We start from the raw sequence: 24,448 nt of genomic DNA on the forward strand, positions 1-24,448 counted from the left end.
CAGAGAGGTTGTCCATGCGTACACGAAGAGGCAGCGCCGCACGCCGAGCGGCGATGGCGTTGCTGCTGACCAGCTCGGCGCTGACGCTGACGAGCGCGCCCGCCCAGGCCGACGACCCGACCCGGCCTGGCTGGACGCTGCTCTACAACGAGAACTTCGTCAACCCGATCAACACCGGCAACGCGCCGTGGGTGCGCGACGACTACTCCCAGCCGTTCGACACCATCATGGACGACCCGGGCCAGTGGTACCGCAACGACTACGGCCCGGCCTGGACGACCGCGCTGAACTCCTTCTCCACGTACCGGAAGGAGTTCCCCGTCGGGCAGAACGGCTGGCTGACCGCCTCGCTGTCGGCCCGTGACTGGAACAAGGACGGCAACATCGAGGCGCCGCCGACCCTGACGACCCAGACGCTCGGCAGCGAGAAGGTCGCCGTCATGAACGTCCCCGACCACACCGGCGGCGTCATCCTGCGGCCCACCCAGAAGCTCCCCGACTACTACCGCATCGAGTACAAGCTCAAGACGCTCGACTTCGGCGGCAAGCGCAACGGGTCGATCGAGTACAACGGGCGCACCAACGGCTACAGCAACACCGGCTGCAAGACCCAGCACCCGTGGGGCGAGGGCGAGAACTCCCCCGGCTGGTCGGGCAACCCCTCGGCCCCCTACTGCGAGTGGCAGGACGTCCGGCGCGGCACCTACGGCTACAACGGCTTCCACTTCCTGTCGATCGTCGACTTCGCCGACCCGGCCCCGCGCAACAACCACTTCTGGCACTACCGCCGCAAGGTCCTGATGGACGCCTTCTCCCAGCACCCCGACCGGGTGGGGAGCGGCACCGGCGGCCGGGTCTGCAACGCCGCGAACAACACCTACTACAACTACCGCGACGGCAACTTCAACACCGTCAACATGTGGATCAGCGGCATGCCCAACTGGAACCCCGGCCCCGGCGGACTGGCGGGCAACTCGCAGTGGTTCATGACCCCGTGCTCGGGCGGCGTCGCCGAACAGCAGCTCTCGTCGGCGGCCGAACTCCAGCCGGAGCTCATGCCGAACGAGTTCTACACCTTCGCCATCGAGCGCGACCAGACCGGTTACGTCCTGGAGGTGACCGGCAACTTCGCCCGCTCGGGCCAGCGGACCATCCGCATGCACCGCCCGTTCGTCGTCAACAACAACCCGATCTGGCACTACAACGTGAAGGCCGGCGAGTACAACGGGCAGTTCAACGGCAACCTGGTCCAGAACGACAACAACGGCTCGACCACCTGGTCGAACCAGTGGCCGGCCGGTTCGGCCTACCCCGACTACTTCGTGATCGGCGACCTCTACACCAACGTGTACGAGGGCAGCGCCTCGCTGACGGACGTCCGGCTGTACGTGCCGCAGACCACCGGCAACCCGAACCTGGCGCTGAACAAGACCGCCACCGCCGACTCCTCGTGCGCCGCGAACGAGGGCCCGGCCAAGGCCGTGAACGGCTCGGTGTCGGGCGGCAACGCCGACAAGTGGTGCTCGCTCGGGTCGAACAAGTGGCTCCAGGTCGACATGGGGTCCAACCAGCGGGTGGCCAAGATCGTGCTGAAGCACTCCGCGGCGGGCGGGGAGCAGGCGATCTGGAACACGCGGGACTTCGACGTCCAGGTGAGCACGAACGGAACCTCGTGGACCAACGTGGCCCAGCCGCGCGGGAACACGGCCAACATCACGACGCACACCTTTACGCAGCGGGATGTTCGGTATATCAGGGTGAACGTGCTGGCGCCGACGAGTAACTCGGACACGGCGGCACGCATCTACGAACTGGAGGCGTACGCCTCGTAGTCCCTGTTTCACGAGGGGCCGGTCCGGCGAAATCGGACCGGCCCCTCTATGATTTTTTCCTATGTGCACATACGCCGAAGTGACGTACAAAGTGCACTATGTCTGCGTGCCCTGCCGCCAGAGCCACAAGCTGCCCTGGGACGGCGCCGAGCACCTGTGCACCCGCTGCCGCACACCGATGACGTACGCCGGCCACGACTTCGCCGCCCCCCGCCGCCGCAGAAGCGGCGAGTGGGCGGCCGTCGCCGCGGTCCTGGCCGCCGGCCTGCGCTACGAGGGCTTCGAGACCTGCGGCTGCGGCCGCGACCCCAAGCCCCGCCCGCGAACCAGGGCCCAGCTCAGGAGGGGCCTGCCGGCGCGGTGAGCCGCCCTCTCATCGGTACGTGAGATCCGAGGACGAGTAGAAGCAGTTGGTCGAATCGGCCCCCGTCCCGACCTGGGTCGGTTCGTTGCCGCTGTTGTTGCCGTTGTACTTGCGGCAGATCACCATCGACCGGCCGGAGTCGTTGACGATCGTCACCCCGGAGAAGCGGGCCGTGTCGCCGTAGTTGACGTTGACGCCCGCGACGGTGTTGCCCGGCCGGGTCAGCGTGACGTTCCTGACGACGACGTCCCGCTGGTGCTGCGTGGAGCAGTTGCCGCACGAGCGGTAGAACGTCCCGAAGTTGGTCGCCTGGAAGTTCTGGACCGTGAGGGTCCCCGCGCCGTTGTGCTGGAACACCTTGTCGCTCGCGTAGCGGGCGCCGCCGCCGTCGACGAGGAAGCTGGGGTCGCCGCTGCCCCGGAAGGTCGCGGCGTCCTCGCCGACGTCCTCCCACCAGACGTTCCGCAGCGTGCACGACCCGGAGCAGTGCACGCCGTCACCGGCGGGGGCGCCGATGATGACGTTCTGCAGGGTGGCGCCGTTGGCCAGCTGGAAGACCGGGTCCTGGCTCTCCTCCTGCCCGCCGTCGCCGATGCAGCAGTAGCGCCGCATCCCGCCGTCGAAGGTGCCGGAGACGGAGATGGTCCCGTTGACGCCGACCTGGCCAGTCGGCGTCGGCCACGTCGTGGGTTGCGGCGTCGGAGTCGGGGTCGGGGTCGGTGTGGGCGTCGGGGTCGGTGTGGGCGTCGGGGTGGGGGTCGGGCTTGGGGTGCCTCCGCCGCAGGTCACGCCGTTGACGGCGAAGGTGGTCGGGGCCGGGTTGCCGCCGTTCCAGTTCGCGTTGAAGCCGAACTGGACGGAGGCACCGGTGGCGAGGGCGCCGTTGTAGCTCAGGCTTGCCGCGGTCACCGCGCTCCCGCTCTGGGTCACGGTGGCGTTCCACGCCTGCGAGACGGTCTGGCCGGCGGCGTACGACCACGTCACCCGCCAGGTCGAGAGGGGGTCGCCGGTGTTGGTGAGGGTGACGCCGGCGGTGAACCCGCCGGGCCACTGCGACTGGACGGCGTAGGTCACCCGGCAGGCGACCGCCGCCTGCGCCGCGACCCCTGTCAGGGGTGTGACGGCCACTGCGGCCGTCAGGACGAGTAGCGCCTTCTGACGCCATGTGCGCAGCATGCTGCCTCCTGCTGCTCGGGAACGTGCAGGCAGCATGCGAGCTCCGGCCGCCGCCGACCAGCGGGCGTTTTCCGGCGGGTGCCATCGCCCCTGGTCACCTCGGAACCGAGGTGAAACGTTCACCTCGGACCATCAGCGCCGAACTTGAGGAGTGATCGTGGTGAGAGGTGGAGTGATCGCCGGGCTTGTTCTCCTGCTCGCCGCCGCCGTGTGGTGGCTGGCCGGCGCGGACGATCGGCGGCTGGACGGCCGCATGGAGCACGTCCTGCGGGGCGGCGGGCCGGTGAAAGGCGAGGACGTCGGCGCCCTCCGCGTCGAGACGGCCGTGCTGCTGCCCGACGGGCGGACGCTCCGGCTCGTGTTCACCGGCGGGGCGTCGCAGGGCGACTGCGCGGAGACCTACGCGGGCCGGGCCGTCGAATCGGCCCGGTTCGTGGTGGTCGCCGTCGTCACCACGACGGGGTTCCGGTTCGGAGAGCGGACCTGCACCGCCGTCGGCTACGAACGGATGGTGGACGTGACCCTCGACCGGCCGCTTGAGGCTCGGGGGGTGCTCGACGTGACGACCGGCGGGCCGGTCCGGCTGAGCGCGTCCGCGCGGCCCATCCCCGGCCGGGATCTTGCCCCGACACCGTCATAGCGACTTTACTGGTGTGATGATTATGCGGACCTGGCGCGGCTGGACCCGGCGGGAAGACGCCGACGCCTATGCGGACTACCTCATGGAGACCGGGCACCCCGGCTACGTCTCCACCCCCGGCAACCAGGGCGTCACCTTCACCCGCCGCGACGACGGCGACCGGACCGAGTTCTTCCTCGTCACGCTCTGGGAGTCGTGGGAGGCCGTCCGCGCCTTCGCCGGCGACGAGCCGGGCACGGCCGTCTTCTACCCGCAGGACGACCGCTATCTCGTCGACCGGGAGACCACCGTCGACCACTTCGAGGTGTTCGCGCACTGATCGCCGGACGAGAAAACCGGGCCCGCGCCGTGTGGCGCGGGCCCGGTCAGGTCGTGCTCGGGGTCAGGCGGGAACGATGTTCTCGGCCTGCGGGCCCTTCTGGCCCTGCGTGACGTCGAAGCTCACGCGCTGCCCCTCCTGGAGCTCCCGGAAGCCCTGGGCGGCGATGTTCGAGTAGTGGGCGAAGACGTCGGCGCCGCCGCCGTCCTGCTGGATGAAGCCGAAGCCCTTTTCCGAGTTGAACCACTTCACGGTACCGGTAGCCATAATATTTCTCCTTCGGGGTTGAGCCCCGTGAGACGTGCACTGTGCGCGCCTCGCGTCGCCGCGATGATTACCCCGACCGGAAAAATGATCCGGAAATACGAAAGTGCCACCACCGATTCATTTCATCGGTGAGGCACTTGAAGTCTTCGGGAACCACAACTGCAACTGATAAAGACAGTATCACGGCAGCCCAGCCTTTATAACGGCGGTGCGGAAAAACCTGGCCGCCCGGTCGGCCGAACCGGATCATGGGTGATTCCTGGCGAAAACCTGGCTTTGCCCTGCGTGTCGCGGGGGCACGGCCCGTCGGACAGCCACTTTCGTGGGCGAGACGGGGGGATGGTGACGATGTCACCTGGGAACAGGAAGCCGGACACGGCCCGCCGGGCGTTCTCCGAGCAGGAGGACGGCTCGTACGCGACGTCCCTGCGGGGTCTCGAACTGCTGCGCGAGCCGCTGCTGAACAAGGGGACGGCGTTCACGCCGGAGGAGCGGGAGGAACTGCTGCTCGACGGCCTGCTGCCGCCGGTGACCGAGTCGCTCGACCAGCAGGTCCATCGCGTGTACGCCCAATACCGGGCGCAGCCGACCGACCTGCTCAAGAACGTCTACCTGGAGGCGCTGCGAGACCGGAACGAGACCCTCTACTACCGGCTGCTCGGCGACCACCTGCGCGAGATGCTCCCCATCGTCTACGATCCGACGGTCGCGCAGGCGATCGAGACCTACAGCCACGAATACCGCCGGCCCCGAGGGGTGTTCCTGTCCGTCGACGACCCCGGCGGCATCGAGCGCGCCTTCGCCAACCTCGGTTTGGGGCCCGACGACGTCGACCTGATCGTCGCCTCGGACGCCGAGGAGATCCTCGGCATCGGCGACTGGGGCGTGGGCGGCGGCGCGGGCATCGCGGCCGGCAAGCTGGCCGTCTACACGGCGGCGGCGGGGGTCGACCCCGACCGCGTCATCCCGGTCGCGCTCGACGTCGGCACCGACAACGAGGCGCTGCTCAACGACCCGGCCTACGTGGGCAACCGGCATTCGCGGGTACGCGGGAAGCGCTACGACGACTTCATCGACGCCTACGTGACCGCGGCGACCAAGATGTTCCCCGGCGCGATGCTGCACTGGGAGGACTTCGGGCCCTCCAACGCGCGGCGGATCCTGGAGAAGTACACCGGCCGGATCTCCACCTTCAACGACGACATGCAGGGCACCGGCGCGATCGTGCTGGCCGCCATGCTGAGCGCGGTGAAGGTGTCGGGGCTGCCGATGCGCGACCAGCGGATCGTCGTCTTCGGCGCGGGCACGGCCGGCATCGGCATCGCCGACCAGCTCCGCGACGCGATGATCCGCGACGGCCTCGACCACGAGGAGGCCACCCGCCGGATCTGGCCGATCGACCGGCAGGGCCTGCTCACCGACGACATGTCCGGCCTGCGGGACTTCCAGGTCCCCTACGCCCGCCCGGCCGGCGAGGGCGGCGGCGGGCTGGAGGAGGTGGTGGCGCGGGTCAAGCCGACCATGCTGCTGGGCACGTCCACCTCGCACGGGGCCTTCACCGAGAAGATCGTCCGGACGATGGCCTCGAACGTGGAACGGCCGGTCATCTTCCCGATCTCCAACCCGACCGAGCGGATCGAGGCGATGCCGGGCGACCTGATCCGGTGGACCGACGGCCGGGCCCTGGTCGCGACCGGCGTGCCCATCGACCCGATCACCCACAACAGCATCACGTTCGTCATCGGCCAGGCCAACAACGCGCTGCTCTACCCGGGCCTGGGGCTCGGCGTGATCGTGTCGCGGGCCCGGAGGGTCAGCCGGGGCATGCTCCAGGCCGCCGCCGAGGCGGTCGCCGGGCTGGTCGACCCGACCCTGCCGGGGGCGTCGCTGCTGCCGCAGGTCGACAACCTGCGCGAGATCTCCGCCACGGTCGCCGTCGCCGTCGCCGAGCAGGCCGACCGGGAGCAGCTGGCCCGCACCACCCTGCGCGACCCCGTCCAGCAGGTCCAGGACGCCATGTGGCACCCGCGTTACCGGCCGGTCCGGGCGAGGGAGCGGTGATGACGACGTACAAGGAGACCCGCACCGAGAGCGACTCGCTCGGCGAGATCCAGGTGCCGGCCGACCGGCTCTGGGGGGCGCAGACCCAGCGGTCGCTGATCCACTTCGACATCGGCGACGACCGGATGCCCAAGGCCGTCTACCACGCCTACGGCTACGTCAAGAAGGCCGCCGCGATCGTCAACGCCCGCGCGGGGCGGCTGCCCCAGTGGAAGGCCGACGCCATCGTGGAGGTCGCCGACGAGGTGATCGCCGGGAGACTCGACGACGAGTTCCCCCTGTACGTCTGGCAGACCGGCTCCGGCACCCAGTCGAACATGAACGTCAACGAGGTGATCTCCAACCGGGCCATCCAGATGCTCGGGGGCAGGCTGGGCACCAAGGACCCGATCCATCCGAACGACCACGTCAACATGGGCCAGTCGTCCAACGACACCTTCGTCACCGCGATGCACCTGGCCGCCGTGGAGGCCGTCGAGGGCGGCCTGCTCCCGGCGGCCCGCCGCCTGCGCGACGCCGCCGCCGAGAAGAGCCGGCAGTGGGCCGACGTGGTCAAGATCGGCCGGACCCACCTGGAGGACGCCACCCCGCTGACGGTCGGCCAGGAGTGGTCCGGCTACGCCGCCCAGCTCGACGACGCCGCCGACCACCTGGCGGCCACCGCCAAGGGCCTCTACCGCCTGGCCATCGGGGGCACCGCGGTCGGCACCGGCCTGAACGCGCCGCCCGGCTTCGCCGAGGAGGTCGCCGCCGAGATCGCCGAGCTGACCGGCCACCCGTTCACGGGCGCGACCAACCCGTTCGCCGCCCAGGCGTCGTGCGACACGCTGGTCAGGGTCTCGGCCGCGATCAAGGCGCTGGCCGTGCCGCTGTTCAAGTTCGCCAACGACATGCGCTGGCTCGGCTCGGGCCCGCGCAGCGGCCTGCACGAGCTGATCCTGCCGTCGAACGAGCCGGGCTCCTCGATCATGCCGGGCAAGGTCAACCCGACCCAGGCCGAGGCCATGCTGATGGTCTGCATCCAGGTGATGGCCGACGACTCGGCGGTCTCGGCGGCGGGCGCAGAGGGCAATTTCGAGCTCAACGCCTTCCGCCCGCTGATCATCAACAACGTGCTCCACTCGGCCCGCATCCTGACCGACATGATCGACCACTTCCGCAAGTTCCTCGTCGCCGACGCCCGCCTCGACACCGAGAGGCTGACCGAGAACGTGGAGCGCTCGATCATGATGGTGACGGCGCTGAGCCCGGTGATCGGCTACGACAGCGCGGCCAAGATCGCCCACCGGGCGCTCGACGAGGACCTGACGCTCAAGGAGGCGGCGCTGAAGTCGGGCGTCGACGAGAAGTTGTTCGACCGGGTGGTCGTCCCGGAACGGCTGACCCGGCCCGGCACGGCCGACGGCACATGACCGGTTTCGACCGGTACGCATTTTCTACCGGGCCTTCCTGGTCGCGGAGGCCACCCGGCTCTGGGCTCACCGCCCAGGGGCGATCTCTACCCGATCGCGTCGAACCGCAGCCGACTACGGAAGCGCTTCAGGATCCGGCCTCGGACAGGTAGTCATGAAGCTCCCCGGCGATCGCCCTCGCGAGACCCACGGGCACAGCATTGCCGATCTGGCGGGCGATCTGCACCTTCGTACCGACCCAGCGGTAATCGAGCGGGAAGCCCTGTAACAACGCGGCTTCCAGGTGCGTGATCGGACGGTCCGCCTTCGGGTGCAGGTAGCGCCCCTTCTCCGGCTTGTAGAACTCGGTCCGGATGGTCACGGACGGCCGGTCCCACCACAGCCTGCCCATGACGTCCCCGGAACCGCTGCGGTGTCTGATCCAGTTCTCGGTCGAGAGTTCGTCCGGAAGCGAGTGCCGGTTGCCCCCCTCGGGGATGGCCCGGTAACGACGAAGAGAGTGGGGTGTCGGGTTACGGCCTATGTGCAGTTCGACGGTCCGGAAGCTGCCGGGCAGCTCCTTCCCGAGAAAGTCGCATCTGCGATCCGGGAGTTCGGTGGTCTCCGTCTCCGGCGGTGTCGTGCTGAAAACAACGCTTGAGGGCAACCATGACTCCATCGGAGCGAAAAGCGTGCCATCATCGCCCTTTTTGTCGGGCTTTCGATGCGTCGCCGCAGGGTGTCCCAGAGGCATGCGAGACGGATGGGAAGCGATCACATCCCGGTGCGTGGCCAGGACGATCACGCGTCTGCGGGTCTGGGGAACCCCGTAGTCGGCGGCGTTGAGCAGTTTGGTCCGCAGAACGTAGTCGCGCAGCTCGCCCTCGCGGGTCGAGGCGTCGAGGAGCTCGAACTCCCGCGACTTGAGGAACCGATCGACATTCTCAATGACGAACACCTTGGGCTGCAACGCGCGGACGACCCGCACGTATTCGGTCCACAGTTTGTTGCGCGGATCGTTGGGATCTTCCTTGCCCAGGCCGGAGAACCCCTGGCAGGGCGGGCCGCCGAGAATCACCTCCACCTCGGATCCGAGGCCGGCGGGATCCCACTCGGCGATGTCTCCCGCGTAGACGTGGTCGGATCCGCCGGCCTCCGCGGCGAAGTTCGCCGCATACGTGGAAGCGGCTGCGACGTCCAGTTCGACTGCCCCGACCGTTCGGAAATGCCCCCTCTCGAGTGAATGAAAGCCCTGGGTCAGTCCGCCACACCCCGCGAAGAGGTCAACGATGCGTATGGGGTTGGTGGAAGTGGCGGTCATGGGCGTCACCTTATCGAGAGCCGGGCGCCAGTGCCTTCGCGATCTGGTGACCAACGGCCTCCGCCAGTGGGGGCGGGACGGCTTGGGCGACCTGCTTGTAGCGGGCGGTCTTCTTTCCCGTCACGATCCAGTCGGCGGGGAACCCCTGCAGGGTCATCACCTGACCGACCGTCAATTTGGGCACGCCATCCCGGCCGAGCCCGGGATCCAGCACGAAATCCCGGTCGGGCACGTCGTCGCCGAGGCTGTGGGCGTTCACGGCCAGTTCCATCCACTGGCGTTTGGTGCGGGTCGGGCCGAGATCCGCGCCACCGTGCTTCTTCGAGCCGCCCACGATCGTGGGGGCGACCCGATTGGCGAGAGCGGCCCAGGCATCCACGTCGCGCCAGCCGTTCGCGGCCATCGAGTCGCGCAGGACCTCCCCCACCGTCGCGGCGACGGAGGCGGTGGGTTCGGGCCATGAAAAGTGATCGAAGTCATCGGCCCGCATCGCGACCAACAGACAGCTTCGCCGGGTTTGGGGCACACCGTAGTCCTGCGCGTCCAGAACCTTCCACTGCCAGGAGTACTCGAGGTGTTTGAGCTCGGCTTCGACGTCCGCGCGGACGTTGACGAACTTGGGCGCCAATAAGGACGGGGTGGTCTCCAAGAGGATCGCCCGGGGCTGCAGCTCGATCGCTAGACAGATCGCGGCGACCAGCAGATCCCGTTCATCCCGTGGGCCGTCCTGCTTACCGGCGATGGAATAGGGCGTGGACGGCAGGCCGCCGGACAGAAGATCAACGGTGCGGAGCCCGAAGTCGGCTCCCACGAACTCCTTGAAGTCGATCTCCAGCACGTCCCACTCCGGGCGGTTCGCCCGGAGGGTCCGGCACGCGTGTGGATCATTGTCGATGGCGATGACTGGGTCGAACCCGGCCCTTTCCAGTCCGAGCGCCTGTCCTCCGACGCCGGCGCCCATCTCGAGTCCAGTGAATCGCCGTTCCATGGGTGAACCCCTTCCGCGGTACCGTCCCGAACTAGTCGGGGGTTTCCCTTCCGGCCGGAATTTCCGTGTAGAGCTGCTTGAACAGGGTCGACAGGACGTCCACCGAAGCCGGCCTCGCCCGTCCGTCGGCGGGGCCGGACGGGAGCGTGTCGTAGGGAACCAACTCTCCCGCCAGTTCCTCGATCCAATCGCGGTAGGCGTCACCGTCTCGTGCGGCATCAGGCGCGAGGGCTTCGTAGGACAGTGTTCCGCCCGCGGTGTTCACGGCCCCGGCCAACGCGTTCACCTGACGCCCGGTTCGGATCACGTTCGTGGCGAGCAATCTTATGATCGCCTGGGCGGTGGGTCGGTGCAGGATCATTTCGAGCCGCAACACCGTGTTCATGACATCTTGGTTCGCGCAGGCCACCGCGACCGGGCCGTAGTCGGGTCCGTCGCGGAACAGCTCGGCCGCCCACCACAGGCGGGCGAAGGCCTGCGAGTAGAAGGGACCCGAGAACCTGGTTCGGGAAACCGTCGGCGGATTGCCTCGGCTCATGTGGCGCCAGTAGACGTACTCGGGCGCCAACCCGATCGCCAGATAGTTCCAGAGACCGGGATCGGAGGCCTCACGCCGAGTCAGTCGAAGGGTGGCGTGCAGCACCGGCGCCAGCCAGGCGTCGGCCGACGTCCGCTCGGCCGGCGTATGGCGCTTCATGGCCTCATCGAAGAGTTGGCGTACGGGCTCGGCCTCCCGTTGGGTCGTCTCCGAGATCTTGTCGATCGCGGCGCGGGGCAGCGGCTCGCTGTTCTCCAGCACACCCGTGGTGAGGAACTTCGCGGCGGCCGCGTCCGGCAGCGATCCCAGTGTGGCGTTCACTCGTCCTCCGGTCCGACCTTACGCAGGGAGCGGATGAAGCCGCCCAGGCTCCGTGGCATGCGCGCCTGCTTCGCCGCGGCATGGAGCACGCGGGCCTGGATGGCTCCGGTGCCACCGTTGACGATCTCATGCAGCGCGTCATCCGGAGAGTAGTCGGGGAAGATGTCGGGCAACATCCGGCGGAGCACCTGTCCCCGCCATCCTTCGGGCCAATCATGGCCTTCGACGTGGTAGACCGCCTCGTTGAAGAGGGTGCTCCACAGATCGACGGCGATCTGCGCCGCCAGCGCCTCGCGCGTCGCGCGGTCGGCGGCAGTGGGGCTCTCCAGCACGGCGCGCAGGCCATCGAAGCCACTGTTGAGGACCAGCGTGGCCGTCTCGTCGGTAGTCGTGACGGTCCACGGGTCGGTCTTGCACCACGAGAACCGGGAGTCTTCGGCGAAGTTGGCCCACTGGGTGTCGATGGACTCCCGATGGGCCGTCGTTCCCGGTCGCAGATCCACCGTCCAGGGCCGATTGACGGTCGCGATCACTCTGCCGGGCACGCCGTCGACCGTCGCGACGAGCTGTCCGGAGACCTGTACGCGGCCGACATGATCATCTCGATGGATTTCCACCTCCCCGGTCCACTCACCGGGCTGGCCCATCATGAGCTTGACCGCCGAGTGAGCGTTCGTACGGCGCTCGGACGCTGTCGCGAGGAACGAGAGACTCAACCAGGGCCCCGCGTCCAACTCGTATCGCTGGGCCCGGACCTGCACCCCCAACCGGATGACCTCCCAGTCATCGCGCTCCAACGGACGCGGGACGACCGTGCGATCCTGTTCGGAGATCACCGAGTAGGGGAGCTGCACGTCGTCGAGACGCGCTTCCCGGATGGTCATCGTGACCTCGCCGGTCAACACCGGGTAGGGCATGATCCGCTTCATCGGCCGCCCTCCTTGGCCCTGATGAGATCCACTTCGACGATCGTCATGCGACCGGCCACCGGATGGCTCGCCACATCACTCACGCCGGTGAACACGGCGGAGCGCTCGCGGGGCGCACAGCTCAGGATGTCGCCGTTGACATCGCAGTTCGACTCGGCGACCAACTCGGCCCATCGGCCCTCGGGTTTGGGGCCGGAACGCGTGGCGAATCGCAGCACTGGCCGGAGCACCCAGGGGTCGTCTCGTTCCGGCAACTTGATCTCGACCCTGATCCGCCACGCGCCGGTCTCATCGACGTCTCCGGTCGCGCTCTTGACCGTCGGGTAGCCACGTGTGCGGGCAGGGGGCGTGGGTTCCAAATCGACGATGTCGCGCAAGATGGTGGGGGTCCCCCCGGACTCAACGCTCTCGGCCGGTTTCACCGTTGCCCGGACCAGGGCGAACGCGGTCTGCCGAAACTCCCGCAGCCGCGTCGCCGCGCCCCGGGCATAGGTGGCGACCAGGTCTTCCGTGGCCTTCCAGTCGTTGTGCTCTGGCGGTTCCGCGGCGCGGAGGAACGCCTCGGCCGACGTGTCGGCCGGCAGCTTCCTGTCACCGACGATCCCGGCCAACAGAACGGCCTGGAACGGCGTCGAACCGAGGGAGAGCGCCGTGACGGGCCGATTCACCACGGTCATTCGGGTGCCGCGCATGCCGACCAGGCGATTGGGCTTCGGATCGCCCTCGACCGCCGGTGTGACCAGGAGTACGGCGGTGTGCTCCACCGGAGCCTGGCCCTTTTCCGACTTCCGGGGCGGCACGGTCAAGGGAACAGCCAGTTCGACGACGTCATCGGACTTGGTGAGCCGGGAGACCGTCGTCCCGTCGAGGAACGCCCGGATAGCCCGCGCCCTCCCCGGTTCGTATCGATAGGGGTCGACCCGCTCTTCGGCCACCACGACCTGCCCGTCGCACAACGCTTCGACCGACGCTTCGAGCATCGGCGGCTTGCCGTCGCCGGCGACCATGGAGGCCCAGAAGTTCGTCGCCAGGCCCCGGACGAGCGCGCCGTGCATTTCTTCAAGCGAGTTCGCTTCGCCCGATGGGTCGTGGGCGCCGACGATGAGGAAGCTCGTTCCCGGGTCGCCGCTGGCTCGGCGGAGGTAGAGCTCGTCGAGGGCGCGTTCGCCCGCCCACCACGAACGCGCCGCGGTCTCCCGGCTCGGATCGCGGTTGCCCAGCCAGGCGGGACCGGCGTACTGCGCACCGTTGAGCTGGTGCCACGGCAGATCGATGCGACCGATCACCCGGCGCTCCCGCAGCCCTTCGTGAGGCTCGGAAAGGGTGCTGTTCACGATGACGAGGCCGAAGCGGCTGGCCCCCCAGATCGTCGCCTTGCCCAAGCCGAACGAGCCGCCGGCCGTTCCGAGTTTGTGGCTGTCGAGCTGGCGACGCACGACTGCGGCGAACCGCCCGTCGTCGTAATCGTCTCCCGTCAGGCCATTCGCGTTGTAGTCGTCGATCCGCAGGAGCAACAACTTGCCGGTTTCCTGGAGCTCCCGCAGACCTTCGGCCAGTTTCCGGCCGACCTTCTGCTTGCCGACCTTCTCATTGGGATCGCTCGCCGCCTCGATGTGCGGGGCGAGTTCGTCCCACCGGATCGCCTCCTGAAGGCGGCGAAGACGCTCGCCGCTGATCTCGTGCAGGATGAACCGCACCCGGACCGGACGCGTCGGATCGTGGCATTCGTCCAAGCTATTCTGGGTCGCCTCGCGCGCGGTGATCTCCAGAGAGGAGTCGAACGCGAAGGCGGCGGCGTTCCCCAGTTCCCTCCCGCCGTCGCGGTGGGCCTCGCGGTGATGCCAGGCGATGTAGCCGCTGGACTCGGGCGTCTCATCCCTGGTTGCCGAGGCTCCGGCGGCCAGGTTGAGGAACTCTTCGATCGCCTGGATCTTGTCGACCCGGGGGGTCGCCCTCCCGGTGATCCAGGCCGACACCGCCGCCCTGGTCACATCCAGGGCGGCGGCGAGCTCCGACTGGCTCACGCCCTTGCGGCGCAACTGCCTGCCGAGCCAGGGACCGAAGGCTTCGGGGTCCGGGGGGAGGTGGTCACCGTCCAACGTCATCGGCGGGTCGCTCCGTGGGTCTGATCGAGCACTGTTTGACAGCCAGGCTAGCGTCAAACGAAAGTTGACACCACCCGGCGGAGCTTGTCCTATGAGGCGAGCGCATCACCAGCCTCGAAAGGCTGATAGATGTACGCATAATGCATTTTTGTGCCACAAGTCCTATTTTCGTCCCTCTTGCGCGAAGCATCAGGCTTATGCAAGCATCAACGCACTCGCCAAAGCGGGTCGACGCACAATGACTTTCCCAGGGGTGGGGTTTACCCAAACCCGTTCACTCCACCGGACCGCACTACTGGTATAGAGCCCCCTTTGGGGTGCCCGGGCAAGGGCTGCGAACACGCGCCACCGGGGTCACCTTCGGCATTCCCAAATCGGCCCCATACCCGCGCCCCACCTTTCCAATTGGCTTTTCCATTGCGGGAGATAGTGCCGTGAACAGCGAAGATGCCTCTGTTATCGAGGTAATCCTCGAACAGACGATGCGCGTGCTCGAAACCTACAGAATCGACCCCGGCCTCATCCAGGAACACGCGAACGGCGAGCGTCGCATCAAGGAAGGCGGGTACGGCGACCGCCAGATCTATGAACTCGTCCAGAACGGTGCCGACGAGCTGAGAAACGAGCCCGGCGGGGAAATCGCGGTCGTGCTCACGGACACCCACCTTTATTGCGCGAACCAGGGGACCGCCATGTCCCCCGCGGGCGCCGACACCATTCTGCGCATGGGGGTCTCCCGCAAGCGCGGCGGCCAGATCGGCCGGTTCGGTGTGGGGGTGAAGTCTGTCCTCAGCGTCACCGATGTGCCCGAGTTCTTCAGCAAGGAGGACGACAAGAGCTTCGGGTTCGACCGGGAGTGGGCCGAGATGGAGATCCGGCGCGTGCGGCCGGACACGGTCGAGACCCCCGTGCTCCGGATGGCCCGCCCACTCGACCGTGACCGGGCCATGGCCGCCGACCCGATCCTCGCCGAGCTGCTGACCTGGGCGACGACGGTGGTCCGCCTCCCACTCAAGCCCGCCGCCGTGCCGGATCTGGTCAAGGACATCGACGAGTTCCCCGCCGAGTTCACGTTGTTCTCACCCCACGTAGGCACGATCACCCTGGAGAAGAGGCTGTCGGGCCGGGTCTCCCGACGGCAGATCTTCCAGCACCTCGACGGCGACCGCCGGACGCTCCAGCGGGTCGTCTCCGTCAACGGCGGCGACGAGCGCGATGAGACCGAGGAGTGGCGGGTCTTCACCCGTGTCCATCGTCCGTCCGCCCGGGCGCTGACCGAGGCCGGCGAACTGCACGACCGGCCCGAGATCGATATCTCGTGGGCGGTGCCGCACTCCGAGGGGCGGGCCGCCGGGCGTGGCCAGTTCTGGGCGTACTTTCCGACGAACTACGAGCTGACGCTGCGCGGCATCGTCAACGCACCTTGGAAGACCAGCGAGGATCGGCAGAACCTCTACGCCGGCAACCAGTTCAACGAGGAACTCATCGACCAGGTCGCGGACCTGGTGGTCTCGTCCCTACCCGCGCTGTCCCAGCCGGACGACCCCTGCTCCTACCTTGACTTCGTGCCCGCCCGTGGGCGGGAAGAGCCGCAGTGGGCCGCCAAGAAGCTCGTCAAGAGGGTCTGGGAGATCGCGGCCGGACGATCTGTCTTCCCCGACCAGAACGGTCGGTTCGACACCCCCGCCCGGATCCGTGTGCACCCGGATGGCCTCCAGCAGGAATGGCTCGACTGGTGGGCGGGATATTCGGGTCGGCCGGTCGAGTGGATCCATCACTCCGCCGACTCGGGCAGGAACAAGCACCGTCGTGACAGCGTCAAGCACATTCTGTCCAATGCGGTCATCCCCATCGCCACCGTCAAGGAATGGCTGGAGGCGCTCGTCTCCGACGGCAGCGCCGAGGCGTCGTCGCGGGCCGTGCTGATCGCCGCGAGCATGAAGGGCCACCCGTTCTTCGAGGAGGCGTCGCGGGCCAGGATCGTACTCATCGAGGGGGGCGGCATGGTCGCCCCCTCCTCCCGGGTCTTCCGCCGCTCCAAGGCCGACAGGCTGGCAGACAACACGGTCTACGTGGACGAACGCGTCTACGAGGGCAACGACATCATCGCGCGGGCGTTGGAAACGCTCAATATTCACGAGGCCAACCACCGGGGCAGGTTCGCCTCCGTGGTGGAGCGCGGCTTCCAGGGCTACAACACGCGTGACTGGACCGCGTTCTGGGACTTGGCGCGGCTCGCGGGTCCCGAGGGCGTCCGCTCGGCTTTCCGGGGAAAAGAGATCGACACCGCCAAGGAGCTGAAGGTCAAAACGCTGGCCGGAGATTTCCGGCGAATCCGCGACTGTCTGCTCCCCGGTCCGGTGGTGCCCGCCGACGGTTCGAGAGACGCCGGCATCGCTGTGGACCTGGACTTCCACTCGAACGATCGCGCGTATCTCGCCGAGTTGGGGCTTCTCTCGGGCCCCATCCTCAACGTCAGCCCGGGGGACGAGGAATGGTTCCAGGCCTATAAAAAGGCCTATTGGGAACTTTACCTCGACAAACTGCCGAAAGCGGAAGCCCGCCCGTCGCTGGCCAAGATGCACTTCGACGGCACCAACCCGGCAGGGCCCCTGCATCTGTTCATCTCACTGTCGAAAGAGGGTAGGGCGGCTTTCCTCAAGGCCATTCCCTCGGGCGGCGCGGTGACCCAGTGGACCATGCAGCCGGGGAACAAGGGCCTCTCGAGTAGGGTCTCGGTTTCATCTCCGATCAAGTGGCTCTCTCTTCGGTACGGCCACCTCCGCACCTCCCGCGGCCTCCTCAAGATCGGAGACTGCGTCTCCCCGGAACTGTCCGAGTACCGCGACGTGCTTCCGGTCGCCGACGTGTCCACCGGTGTGGCGTCGATGCTCAACCTGCCTTCGTCCCTGGGCGACTTGCGTCAGCCCATGTGGGACAAGTTGGTCGCCGAGGCTTCGGCGTCAACCGACGACCGCTTCCCCGGCCGCGTCTACGCCCTGATGTTCGAGGTGGAGGCGGACTTCCCCGAAGGCGCCATGACCCGGTGCCGCGTCGGCGACGAATGGCGCAGTGACGTCCCCGACACGGAGATCGCGGTCACCCACCTTCGCACCGAGTACGACGCCCTGCTGAAGGAGCGGGTGCCGGCGCTGCTCGTCCCGACCGACTCCCTCGCGCGGACGATGCGGGAGGCGTGGCACATGCTCTCCCCCGCCGAAGCGATCCAGACCGAATACCGCCACGTCGAAGTGGCCGATCCGGTGCCGCTCATCGAGGAGTTCCCGTACCTCAAGACACTTCGGCGCGCCCAGGTGGAAGGATGGTCCACCATCCGGTGCGAAGAGGTCGAGGAGATCACCCGAACACCCGGCGGCATGCGCACCAGCTCGGTTCCATTTGCAGTGTTGCTGAGCGAACGCAAGGTTCTGGTCCGGATGCCGGCCGACGACCTGCAGATCCTCACCATCGTCGACCGGGTGTTGAAGCTCGGGCTGGGGCAGGCCAGCTGCAGGGCCGTGCTGGAAAGGCGCGAGCAGGAACGCAACAACGAGCGGGTGCTGCGCATCCGGCAGACCGAGAGTATGGCGGAGAAGCTGCTGCTCCTCATCGGTGTCGAGGCCCTGAAGAACGGCCTGCCCGACGGCCTTCTGGAGAGCGATCGGGCGCGAAGCGACGCCGACCCGTCGGACCTCCGGATCGCCGAGCTGGCCCACAACTCTCACCGAACCGAAGTCCTCCGCGTCTACCGCAAGGACATCGAGGTGAACTTCCCCCAGCTCGCGGCCGGCTTCCGGGGCGACGCCACGTCGGTGCGCATCGTCAACGATCTCGGCTTCCCGGGCGACTACGCCGGCAGCAGGCAGGAGACCCTGCCGCCGCTGGAGAAGATACCCGGCCCGACCGCTTTTCCCCGGCTCCACGACTATCAGGAGCGACTGGCGCGGAAAACGGTCGACCTGCTGACGAAGTACGACGCGCCGAGGGCCATGCTGTGTCTGCCCACAGGCGCCGGCAAGACGCGGGTCGCCGCCGAGGCGGTCATTCGCGTGATCCGGGAGCGCGGTCTCGGCGGTCGGCCCGTGCTCTGGATCGCCCAGAACTGGGAGCTCTGCGAACAGGCCGTCCAGAGCTGGTCCTTCGTCTGGGGCAAGGTCGGACCGGGCGAACAGCTCGTCATCAACCGTCTGTGGGCCTCCCATGAGGCGGCGCCCAGCAGGGACACGGCGCAACTCGTCGTGGCCACCGACGCGAAGCTCGCCGCGTGCCTGGACAAGGACGAATACTCCTGGCTGCGCGACCCGGCCCTGGTGATCGTCGACGAGGCGCACGTCTCCATCACCAAGGAGTACACCCAGATCCTCAGGTCGCTCGGGCTGACCGCCCGGGAGACCTCCCGCCCCCTGCTGGGGCTCACTGCCACACCGTTCCGGGGGAAGAACGAGGCCGAGACCAACCGGCTCGTGGAGCGCTACGGCGGCAACCGACTCGACATGGGCGTGTTCGAGAGCGACGACCCGTACGCGGAACTGCAGGAGTTGGGCGTCCTGGCCCAGGTCGACCACCGGCAGCTCACGGGCATGACCATCACCCTCTCCGAGGAGGATCTCCGGCAGGTGACCGCCTTCGACGGCGCCCGGCTTCCGTCCTCCGTGGAGGAGAAGCTCGGGCGGGACATCGAACGCAACGAGATGCTCATACGGGAGATCAAGGCACTGCCCGAAGACAGCCCGATCCTGCTGTTCGCGACCTCGGTCAACCATGCCAAGCTCATGGCCGCGCAGCTCAACGACATGAACATCAGCGCGGCGTCGATCGATTCCGCCACTCCCATGGCCGATCGGCGCAACCTGATCGAGAAGTTCCGGAGTCGGCAGATCCGGGTGATCGCCAACTACTCGGTGCTCGCCCAGGGCTTCGACGCGCCGGCCACCGAAGTGGTCATCGTGTCCCGCCCCACCTTCAGCCCCAACGTCTACCAGCAGATGATCGGACGCGGCCTGCGCGGTCCCAAGAACGGCGGCAAGGACACCTGCCTGATCCTCGACGTCGCTGACAACATCATTAACTATGACCGCAAATTAGCCTTCCGCGACTTCGAGCACCTCTGGGGTGAGAAATGAGCGAACCGTTCGCGCTCACAGAGGAACAGTGGGCCGTCGTGGATCTTCCGGCAGACGCCCTGACCCTGGTGACCGCGGAGGCGGGGGCGGGTAAGACGTACACCCTCGCGCGGCGCCTCGACAGGTTGGTCGGAGAGGCCGGCCTCGGCGCCGAAGAGATCCTCGTTCTCACCTTCTCCCGGGCCGCGGTCCGGGAGCTGCGGGAGCGCCTCTCCCTCCACGGGGACGCCGCGCGTCACGTACGGGCCCAGACCTTCGACTCATGGGCGCTCGACATGCTCAACCGCGTGGACGCCCGGGGCGAGTGGGTGGAACGCTCCTTCGAGGCGCGCATCGACGGCGCCCGGCAGGCGATCGACGACGAGCTCGTCGACGACTTGTACGAGCACAACCTCCGCCATGTCGTCATCGATGAGGTCCAGGACCTGGTCGGCGCCCGCCGGGAGCTGGTGGAGGCGCTGCTGGATCGGTTTGAGTGTGGCTTCACGATCGTGGGCGACCCGGCCCAGGCGATCTACGGTTTCACGGTCAAGGACCCGGCCGAGCGGAAGGGGGAAACCAACCGCTTCTTCGAATGGCTTCGAGGCACCTTCGGCGAGGACCTGACGGAGTTGCGGCTCACCCACAATTTCCGGGCCCGGACCGACGAAGCGCGCATCGCCCTCGGCTTCGGGCCGCGGCTGCGGGTTTTATCGGAGACCGGGCACAACGGTGGCGAGGTTCTCCTCAAGGAGCTGCGGGACGCTCTGGCGGGTGTCATGAGCTTCGGTGACTTCGACGGACTCGCCGCCGAGGCGCTCAACTCCCACCCCGGAACGACGGCGATCCTGTGCCGCACGAACGGTCAGGCGTTGCTGGTCGACGAACAGTTGCAGGCCATCGGCGTCCCCCACCGGTTGCAGCGGTCCGCGCGCGACCGGGCGGTTCCCGCGTGGCTGGGCATGTTGATGGCGCGGATCGACGCCTCGTCGCTGCCCCGCGAAAGGTTTGACGAGGTGCTGAACGGGCTGCCGGTTCCCGAAGGGGTCAACGCCGACCTGGCGTGGCGGCTGCTGAGGCGGACGGGATCGGGCCGGGGAACGGACCGTCGGCTGGATCTGGCCCGCGTGCGGTCCGCGCTGGCCGGGGGGCGTCTGCCGGACGAACTGACCGCCCAGCCGCCCGCGCGGGTGGTGGTCTCGTCCTTCCACCGGGCGAAGGGACTGGAATTCGACCGGGTGCTGATCGTCGATCCGGGATCGGGCGAAGGGCAGCGTGACTTCGATCCGGCCGAGGAAGCCAGATCTCTGTACGTGGCCATGACCAGACCCCGGGACGAGCTCTATCGAGTCCCCACGATCGAGACGCGGTTCGTGCGAACCGACCCGTCCACGAAGCGGTGGGGCCGCTACTTCTTCAAGCGGTGGCACCGCTTGGGGCTGGAAGTGGCGGCCGGCGATGTCACCACCAACCACCCCGGCGGCACCGTGGATTTCGCGGCCGACCCCGCCGAGTTGCAGGACTACCTGGCCACCTCGGTCCGGCCGGGCGACGAAGTCGAGCTGCGGCGCCTCCACCCCGACCCGATCGGACTCCGGGAGAGCCCGCCCTACCTGGTCATTCATGGGGATCGCCCGATCGCGACGGCGTCGGAGCGCTTCCGGGCCGATCTCCACACCTTTCTTAAGTTGGGGCCGAGTTATGAACCCCAACACTTCCCCGCCCTGATCTCCGGCGTCCGGGTGGACGCCGTCGAAACGGTCGCGGGGGACGTGGCCACCGGGCTGCGCGCGGGGCTCAACGACCATGGCGTCTGGCTCTCGCCCCGACTGGTTGGTCTGTCCACATTCATCTGGGACAAGGGGGAATCCGATGCCCAATCACAGTGAGCACTATGCCTTCCGCTCCGCGCTCGCCGAGCAGCTTCGGCTGGACGCGATTGGACCGGTCGGTGGGCCGGAGGAGATCCTCAAGGACTCGCCCGTCACCACGTACGCGGCGGGGGTTCTGTACCCGCGACGGCGTGACACGGTCGAGGTGGCCGACGAGATCGGCGAACGTGATGGGGACCTCGCACCCGAGACCCGGGTGAGGGAAGATCCGCCCGACACCGGCGTGTCGTTGGCGAACGACCAGGCACCGTCCTCCATGGGCCTGACTTTCGGCGTCGATCCGACGGTCTCCCCCACCATCACCGTGACCGCGACGGCCGCGATGTACGCGCCGTTCGACACCGCCGGTCGGCCGGTCCGGGCCCAACGCGCCGAACGTCGCACCACCGAGGAGCAAGATCTGCGGTGGCACCGGCGTTCTTTGGACCTCGCGCCGTATCACGTGGACGTGCTGTCACCCCGGCAGCACACCGTGGAGCTGGGTCCGGGACTTGAGCTCCGCGTGCGCGTACGCCCCGTGAAGGACCGCGCAGTCTCCGTCACGGTGGCGCTGCTCAACGTGACGGAAGTCGAGAAGTTCGACATCAGGGACGCTTCCTGCGTATTCCAGCCGGAGATCCGGGTCAGCGGCGCCGAGGGCACACTGCCCTTCGTGGAGCGCCGCGTGCCGGTGGGCGCCGACGAGTCGGAGATGCGGACGAACCGGCTGCTCTACCGGTACGCCCCCAACTTCGCCGTCGGCCACGGCTGCGCGGCCGACTGGGACTGGACCCCGCCCGCTCCGCGGGACGAGGCGCTGCTCAGAATGGAGCCGGCGGCCGTCGGCGAGATCCGGAGCGAGTTCGTCCCGGCCAAGGAGGTCCTGCTCACCGACTCCAACCCCGATATCGACAACTCGGCGCTTCGCATGATCGATCTCGCCAAGGGATCCGATGAGGAGATCCTTACCGCGCTCCGCGCCCTCGTAAGCGGTTACCGCGCCTGGATCGCCGAACGGGCCGAGGAGTCCCGTCTGCTCGGCGACGTCGACTTCGCCGAAGCGGCCAGGGAGCAGGTCCGGCAGTGCAACACCGCGTGCGCCCGAATGGACGCCGGCATTACCACGCTGCGCGACAACCCGATGGTCATGCGGGCCTTCCGGCTCGCCAACGAGGCCATGGCCAATCAGAGAGCCCAAACCGGGTGGATCAGGAACGGAAGAGCAGGCGCCCCCGACAACAGGGAAGGCCGATGGCGTCCCTTCCAGATCGCCTTCCTCCTGCTCTGTCTCAACGGCATCGACGATCCCGAACACGACGACAGGGGCATTGCCGACCTGCTCTGGTTCCCCACGGGCGGCGGAAAGACCGAGGCATACCTGGGCATCATCGCTTTCACGGTCTTTCTCCGCCGGCTGCGCAAGGGCGAGGAGGGAGGAGGGGTCACCGCGATCATGCGGTACACCCTTCGCCTACTGACCCTTCAGCAGTTCGAGCGGGCCGCCGCCCTGATCTGCGCCATGGAGATCATTAGGAGCGGGAACCCGCGCGAACTGGGCAAGGAGACCATCTCCATCGGCATGTGGGTCGGCGCGGCGGCCACTCCCAACAAGCTGAAGGACGCGGCCGCCAGCCTCGAAAAGCTCCGCAGCGGCAAGGAACTCCACAAGGAGGATCCGGTCCAGCTGAGGTTCTGTCCGTGGTGCGGCACGCCGATGGGGCCCGACGAGTACGTGGTGGACGTCGCCGCCTCGAACATGCGCATCTTCTGCGCCAACGGCGACTGCGCCTTCCACCACGAGCTCCCCGTCTACGTGGTGGACGAGAAGATCTACGCGGTCCGTCCCACCCTGATCATCGCGACGGTCGACAAATTCGCGCAGATCGCCTGGAAGCCGGAGGTCGCGGCGCTGTTCAACCGGGACCGGCCGGGCACCGCGCCGCCGGAGTTGATCGTCCAGGACGAACTCCATCTCATCTCGGGCCCGCTGGGCAGCCTCACCGGGCTCTACGAGACGGCGATCGACGAGGCCGCCGAGCGACCCAAGATCGTCGCATCAACGGCGACCATCCGCCGCGCGAAAGACCAGGTCAAACGCCTTTTCAACCGGGAGGTCGCCCAGTTCCCGCCCGCAGGCCTGGACGCCCGTGACTCCTGGTTCGCGGTAGAGACCCCGGCGAAGGACAAAGCGTCACGCCTGTACGTCGGCCTGCTCGCCCCCAACACCAGTCAGGCGACCCTCCTGGTTCGCGCGTACGGGGCACTGCTGCATCACGCGACCCATATCGAGGGCGAGGACAGCGTCCGCGACGCCTACTGGACTCTCGTCGGATACTTCAACAGCCTGCGCCTGCTGGCCGCAGCGGAACTGCAGGTGCTCGACGACGTCCAGGACCGGCTCAAGGTCCTGGCCGAACGGCACGGCATCACCGTACGTCCGCGAGACCACCTCACCGAGTTGACGAGTCGGGTGAAGTCGAGCGAGATCCCGAAGCGGCTCAAGGATCTCGAGCGCAGACATCCGGACCCCGAGGTGTTCGACGCGGTGCTGGCCACCAACATGATCTCCGTCGGTGTCGACGTCAGCCGGCTCGGTCTGATGGCGATCACGGGACAGCCGCAGACGACCGCCGAGTACATCCAGTCGAGCAGCCGGGTCGGCCGTGAGCATCCGGGTCTGGTCGTCATGCTCTACAACGCCAACCGCTCCCGTGACCGCTCCCATTACGAAAGCTTCGTCTCCTACCACTCCGCGCTCTACCGGCAGGTCGAGTCGACGAGCGTCACCCCGTTCTCACCCCGCGCCAGGGACCGGGCCCTGCACGCCGTACTGGTCGGCATGGCCCGACTGCTTCAACCAGAACTCCGCTTCAACCACGCGGCGGCGAGCGTACTCGCTCACGAGCACCGCATAGAGGAGTTGAAAGACCTCATCGTGGCGCGGGCGAGGGCCGCGCTGGAGAAGGACGGCACCGTCGACGAGGTCGAACTCGCCGGCGTTGAGAAGGACCTCGACGAGCTCATCGCCGACTGGATCACACTCGCCGACGAGAACGACAAGCTGGTCTATCAGGCCAAAGCCCGATTCAAGCGCAGCGAGAGGCGAAACCCCCACGAGGCGCTGCTGCGGTCATTCACCGACGACGACCTCGATTATGCCTGGGACACCCTCTGGAGCCTGCGCGACGTCGACGCCGAGTCCGACCTTTACCTGGAGCGATGA

At 67.7% G+C, this 24,448-nt stretch carries 16 protein-coding genes; 9 read left to right on the forward strand and 7 right to left on the reverse strand.

Features of this window, described 5'->3' with window-relative positions; translation table 11 throughout:
* Positions 1-14: 14 nt before the first annotated feature.
* A complete protein-coding gene (locus FDA94_RS24445; RefSeq protein WP_137249409.1) occupies positions 15-1,832 on the forward strand; it encodes a discoidin domain-containing protein in 1,818 nt (605 codons plus the stop codon).
* Positions 1,833-1,911: 79 nt separating this feature from the next.
* Positions 1,912-2,196 carry a hypothetical protein gene (locus FDA94_RS24450; RefSeq protein ID WP_212735488.1) on the forward strand — a complete coding sequence of 95 codons (285 nt, stop codon included), beginning with the start codon at positions 1,912-1,914 and terminating at the stop codon, positions 2,194-2,196.
* Positions 2,197-2,205: 9 nt separating this feature from the next.
* On the opposite strand, the gene FDA94_RS24455 is transcribed toward FDA94_RS24450, so the two are convergent.
* On the reverse strand, positions 2,206-3,372 hold the full coding sequence (locus FDA94_RS24455) for a pectate lyase (RefSeq protein ID WP_137249410.1): 1,167 nt from the start codon (positions 3,370-3,372) through the stop codon (positions 2,206-2,208).
* A 157-nt stretch (positions 3,373-3,529) separates the two neighbouring features.
* Between FDA94_RS24455 and FDA94_RS24460 the strand changes: the two genes are divergently transcribed.
* Together FDA94_RS24460 and FDA94_RS24465 are read left to right on the forward strand one after the other, a co-directional pair.
* A complete protein-coding gene (locus FDA94_RS24460; RefSeq protein ID WP_137249411.1) occupies positions 3,530-4,012 on the forward strand; it encodes a hypothetical protein in 483 nt (160 codons plus the stop codon).
* Between the two features lie 16 nt (positions 4,013-4,028).
* Positions 4,029-4,331, forward strand: coding sequence for a hypothetical protein (locus tag FDA94_RS24465; RefSeq protein ID WP_137249412.1), 303 nt, complete (start codon positions 4,029-4,031; stop codon positions 4,329-4,331).
* Positions 4,332-4,394: 63 nt separating this feature from the next.
* Here FDA94_RS24465 and FDA94_RS24470 read toward each other — a convergent pair whose 3' ends face one another.
* On the reverse strand, positions 4,395-4,598 hold the full coding sequence (locus tag FDA94_RS24470; RefSeq protein ID WP_137249413.1) for a cold-shock protein: 204 nt from the start codon (positions 4,596-4,598) through the stop codon (positions 4,395-4,397).
* A 348-nt stretch (positions 4,599-4,946) separates the two neighbouring features.
* On the opposite strand from FDA94_RS24470, the gene FDA94_RS24475 reads away from it, so the two are divergent.
* Positions 4,947-6,659 carry an NAD-dependent malic enzyme gene (locus FDA94_RS24475; protein WP_137249414.1) on the forward strand — a complete coding sequence of 571 codons (1,713 nt, stop codon included), beginning with the start codon at positions 4,947-4,949 and terminating at the stop codon, positions 6,657-6,659.
* Positions 6,659-8,071: a class II fumarate hydratase gene (locus FDA94_RS24480; RefSeq protein WP_137249415.1), complete on the forward strand. Its 1,413-nt coding sequence runs from the start codon at positions 6,659-6,661 to the stop codon at positions 8,069-8,071. The genes FDA94_RS24475 and FDA94_RS24480 overlap by 1 nt, the downstream gene beginning before the upstream one ends.
* A gap of 127 nt (positions 8,072-8,198) precedes the next feature.
* Here the strand turns inward: FDA94_RS24480 and FDA94_RS24485 are convergent, their stop codons facing one another.
* Genes FDA94_RS24485 through FDA94_RS24505 form a run of 5 tightly spaced genes read right to left on the reverse strand, consistent with a single transcriptional unit; the run spans position 8,199 to position 14,252 of the window.
* The gene (locus FDA94_RS24485; RefSeq protein WP_137249416.1) at positions 8,199-9,371 is read right to left on the reverse strand and encodes a DNA cytosine methyltransferase; all 1,173 of its coding nucleotides are present in this window, start codon (positions 9,369-9,371) and stop codon (positions 8,199-8,201) included.
* A gap of 10 nt (positions 9,372-9,381) precedes the next feature.
* Complete coding sequence (locus tag FDA94_RS24490; RefSeq protein WP_246060135.1) at positions 9,382-10,359, reverse strand: DNA cytosine methyltransferase; 978 nt, start codon at positions 10,357-10,359, stop codon at positions 9,382-9,384.
* Between the two features lie 31 nt (positions 10,360-10,390).
* Positions 10,391-11,218, reverse strand: coding sequence for a DUF6339 family protein (locus tag FDA94_RS24495; RefSeq protein WP_137249417.1), 828 nt, complete (start codon positions 11,216-11,218; stop codon positions 10,391-10,393).
* Positions 11,215-12,147 carry a hypothetical protein gene (locus FDA94_RS24500; RefSeq protein WP_137249418.1) on the reverse strand — a complete coding sequence of 311 codons (933 nt, stop codon included), beginning with the start codon at positions 12,145-12,147 and terminating at the stop codon, positions 11,215-11,217. The genes FDA94_RS24495 and FDA94_RS24500 overlap by 4 nt, the downstream gene beginning before the upstream one ends.
* Complete coding sequence (locus FDA94_RS24505; RefSeq protein ID WP_137249419.1) at positions 12,144-14,252, reverse strand: helix-turn-helix domain-containing protein; 2,109 nt, start codon at positions 14,250-14,252, stop codon at positions 12,144-12,146. Before FDA94_RS24505 ends, FDA94_RS24500 begins: the two co-directional genes overlap by 4 nt.
* 434 nt (positions 14,253-14,686) lie before the next feature.
* On the opposite strand from FDA94_RS24505, the gene FDA94_RS24510 reads away from it, so the two are divergent.
* From FDA94_RS24510 to FDA94_RS24520, 3 genes are read left to right on the forward strand one after another with little or no spacing between them, the layout of a single operon-like run.
* Entirely contained in the window at positions 14,687-19,375 is a 4,689-nt protein-coding gene (locus tag FDA94_RS24510; RefSeq protein ID WP_246060136.1) for a DEAD/DEAH box helicase, read from the forward strand.
* Positions 19,372-21,243, forward strand: coding sequence for a UvrD-helicase domain-containing protein (locus tag FDA94_RS24515; protein WP_137249420.1), 1,872 nt, complete (start codon positions 19,372-19,374; stop codon positions 21,241-21,243). The genes FDA94_RS24510 and FDA94_RS24515 overlap by 4 nt, the downstream gene beginning before the upstream one ends.
* Positions 21,227-24,448 (forward strand): helicase-related protein, encoded by a 3,222-nt coding sequence (locus tag FDA94_RS24520; protein ID WP_137249421.1) that lies wholly within the window; start codon positions 21,227-21,229, stop codon positions 24,446-24,448. The genes FDA94_RS24515 and FDA94_RS24520 overlap by 17 nt, the downstream gene beginning before the upstream one ends.

The sequence above is a fragment of the Herbidospora galbida genome (genome assembly GCF_005233835.1).
GTDB lineage: Bacteria > Actinomycetota > Actinomycetes > Streptosporangiales > Streptosporangiaceae > Herbidospora > Herbidospora galbida.

What these genes read in the sequence shown, in the direction of transcription:
- FDA94_RS24480 (WP_137249415.1), top strand. Translation starts at nt 6,659, where the DNA reads ATGACGACGTACAAGGAGACCCGCACCGAGAGCGACTCGCTCGGCGAG.
- FDA94_RS24465 (WP_137249412.1), top strand. Translation starts at nt 4,029, where the DNA reads ATGATTATGCGGACCTGGCGCGGCTGGACCCGGCGGGAAGACGCCGAC.
- FDA94_RS24505 (WP_137249419.1), bottom strand. Translation starts at nt 14,252, where the DNA reads ATGACGTTGGACGGTGACCACCTCCCCCCGGACCCCGAAGCCTTCGGT.
- FDA94_RS24475 (WP_137249414.1), top strand. Translation starts at nt 4,947, where the DNA reads ATGTCACCTGGGAACAGGAAGCCGGACACGGCCCGCCGGGCGTTCTCC.
- FDA94_RS24515 (WP_137249420.1), top strand. Translation starts at nt 19,372, where the DNA reads ATGAGCGAACCGTTCGCGCTCACAGAGGAACAGTGGGCCGTCGTGGAT.
- FDA94_RS24445 (WP_137249409.1), top strand. Translation starts at nt 15, where the DNA reads ATGCGTACACGAAGAGGCAGCGCCGCACGCCGAGCGGCGATGGCGTTG.
- FDA94_RS24520 (WP_137249421.1), top strand. Translation starts at nt 21,227, where the DNA reads ATGCCCAATCACAGTGAGCACTATGCCTTCCGCTCCGCGCTCGCCGAG.
- FDA94_RS24500 (WP_137249418.1), bottom strand. Translation starts at nt 12,147, where the DNA reads ATGAAGCGGATCATGCCCTACCCGGTGTTGACCGGCGAGGTCACGATG.
- FDA94_RS24455 (WP_137249410.1), bottom strand. Translation starts at nt 3,372, where the DNA reads ATGCTGCGCACATGGCGTCAGAAGGCGCTACTCGTCCTGACGGCCGCA.
- FDA94_RS24485 (WP_137249416.1), bottom strand. Translation starts at nt 9,371, where the DNA reads ATGACCGCCACTTCCACCAACCCCATACGCATCGTTGACCTCTTCGCG.
- FDA94_RS24490 (WP_246060135.1), bottom strand. Translation starts at nt 10,359, where the DNA reads ATGGAACGGCGATTCACTGGACTCGAGATGGGCGCCGGCGTCGGAGGA.
- FDA94_RS24470 (WP_137249413.1), bottom strand. Translation starts at nt 4,598, where the DNA reads ATGGCTACCGGTACCGTGAAGTGGTTCAACTCGGAAAAGGGCTTCGGC.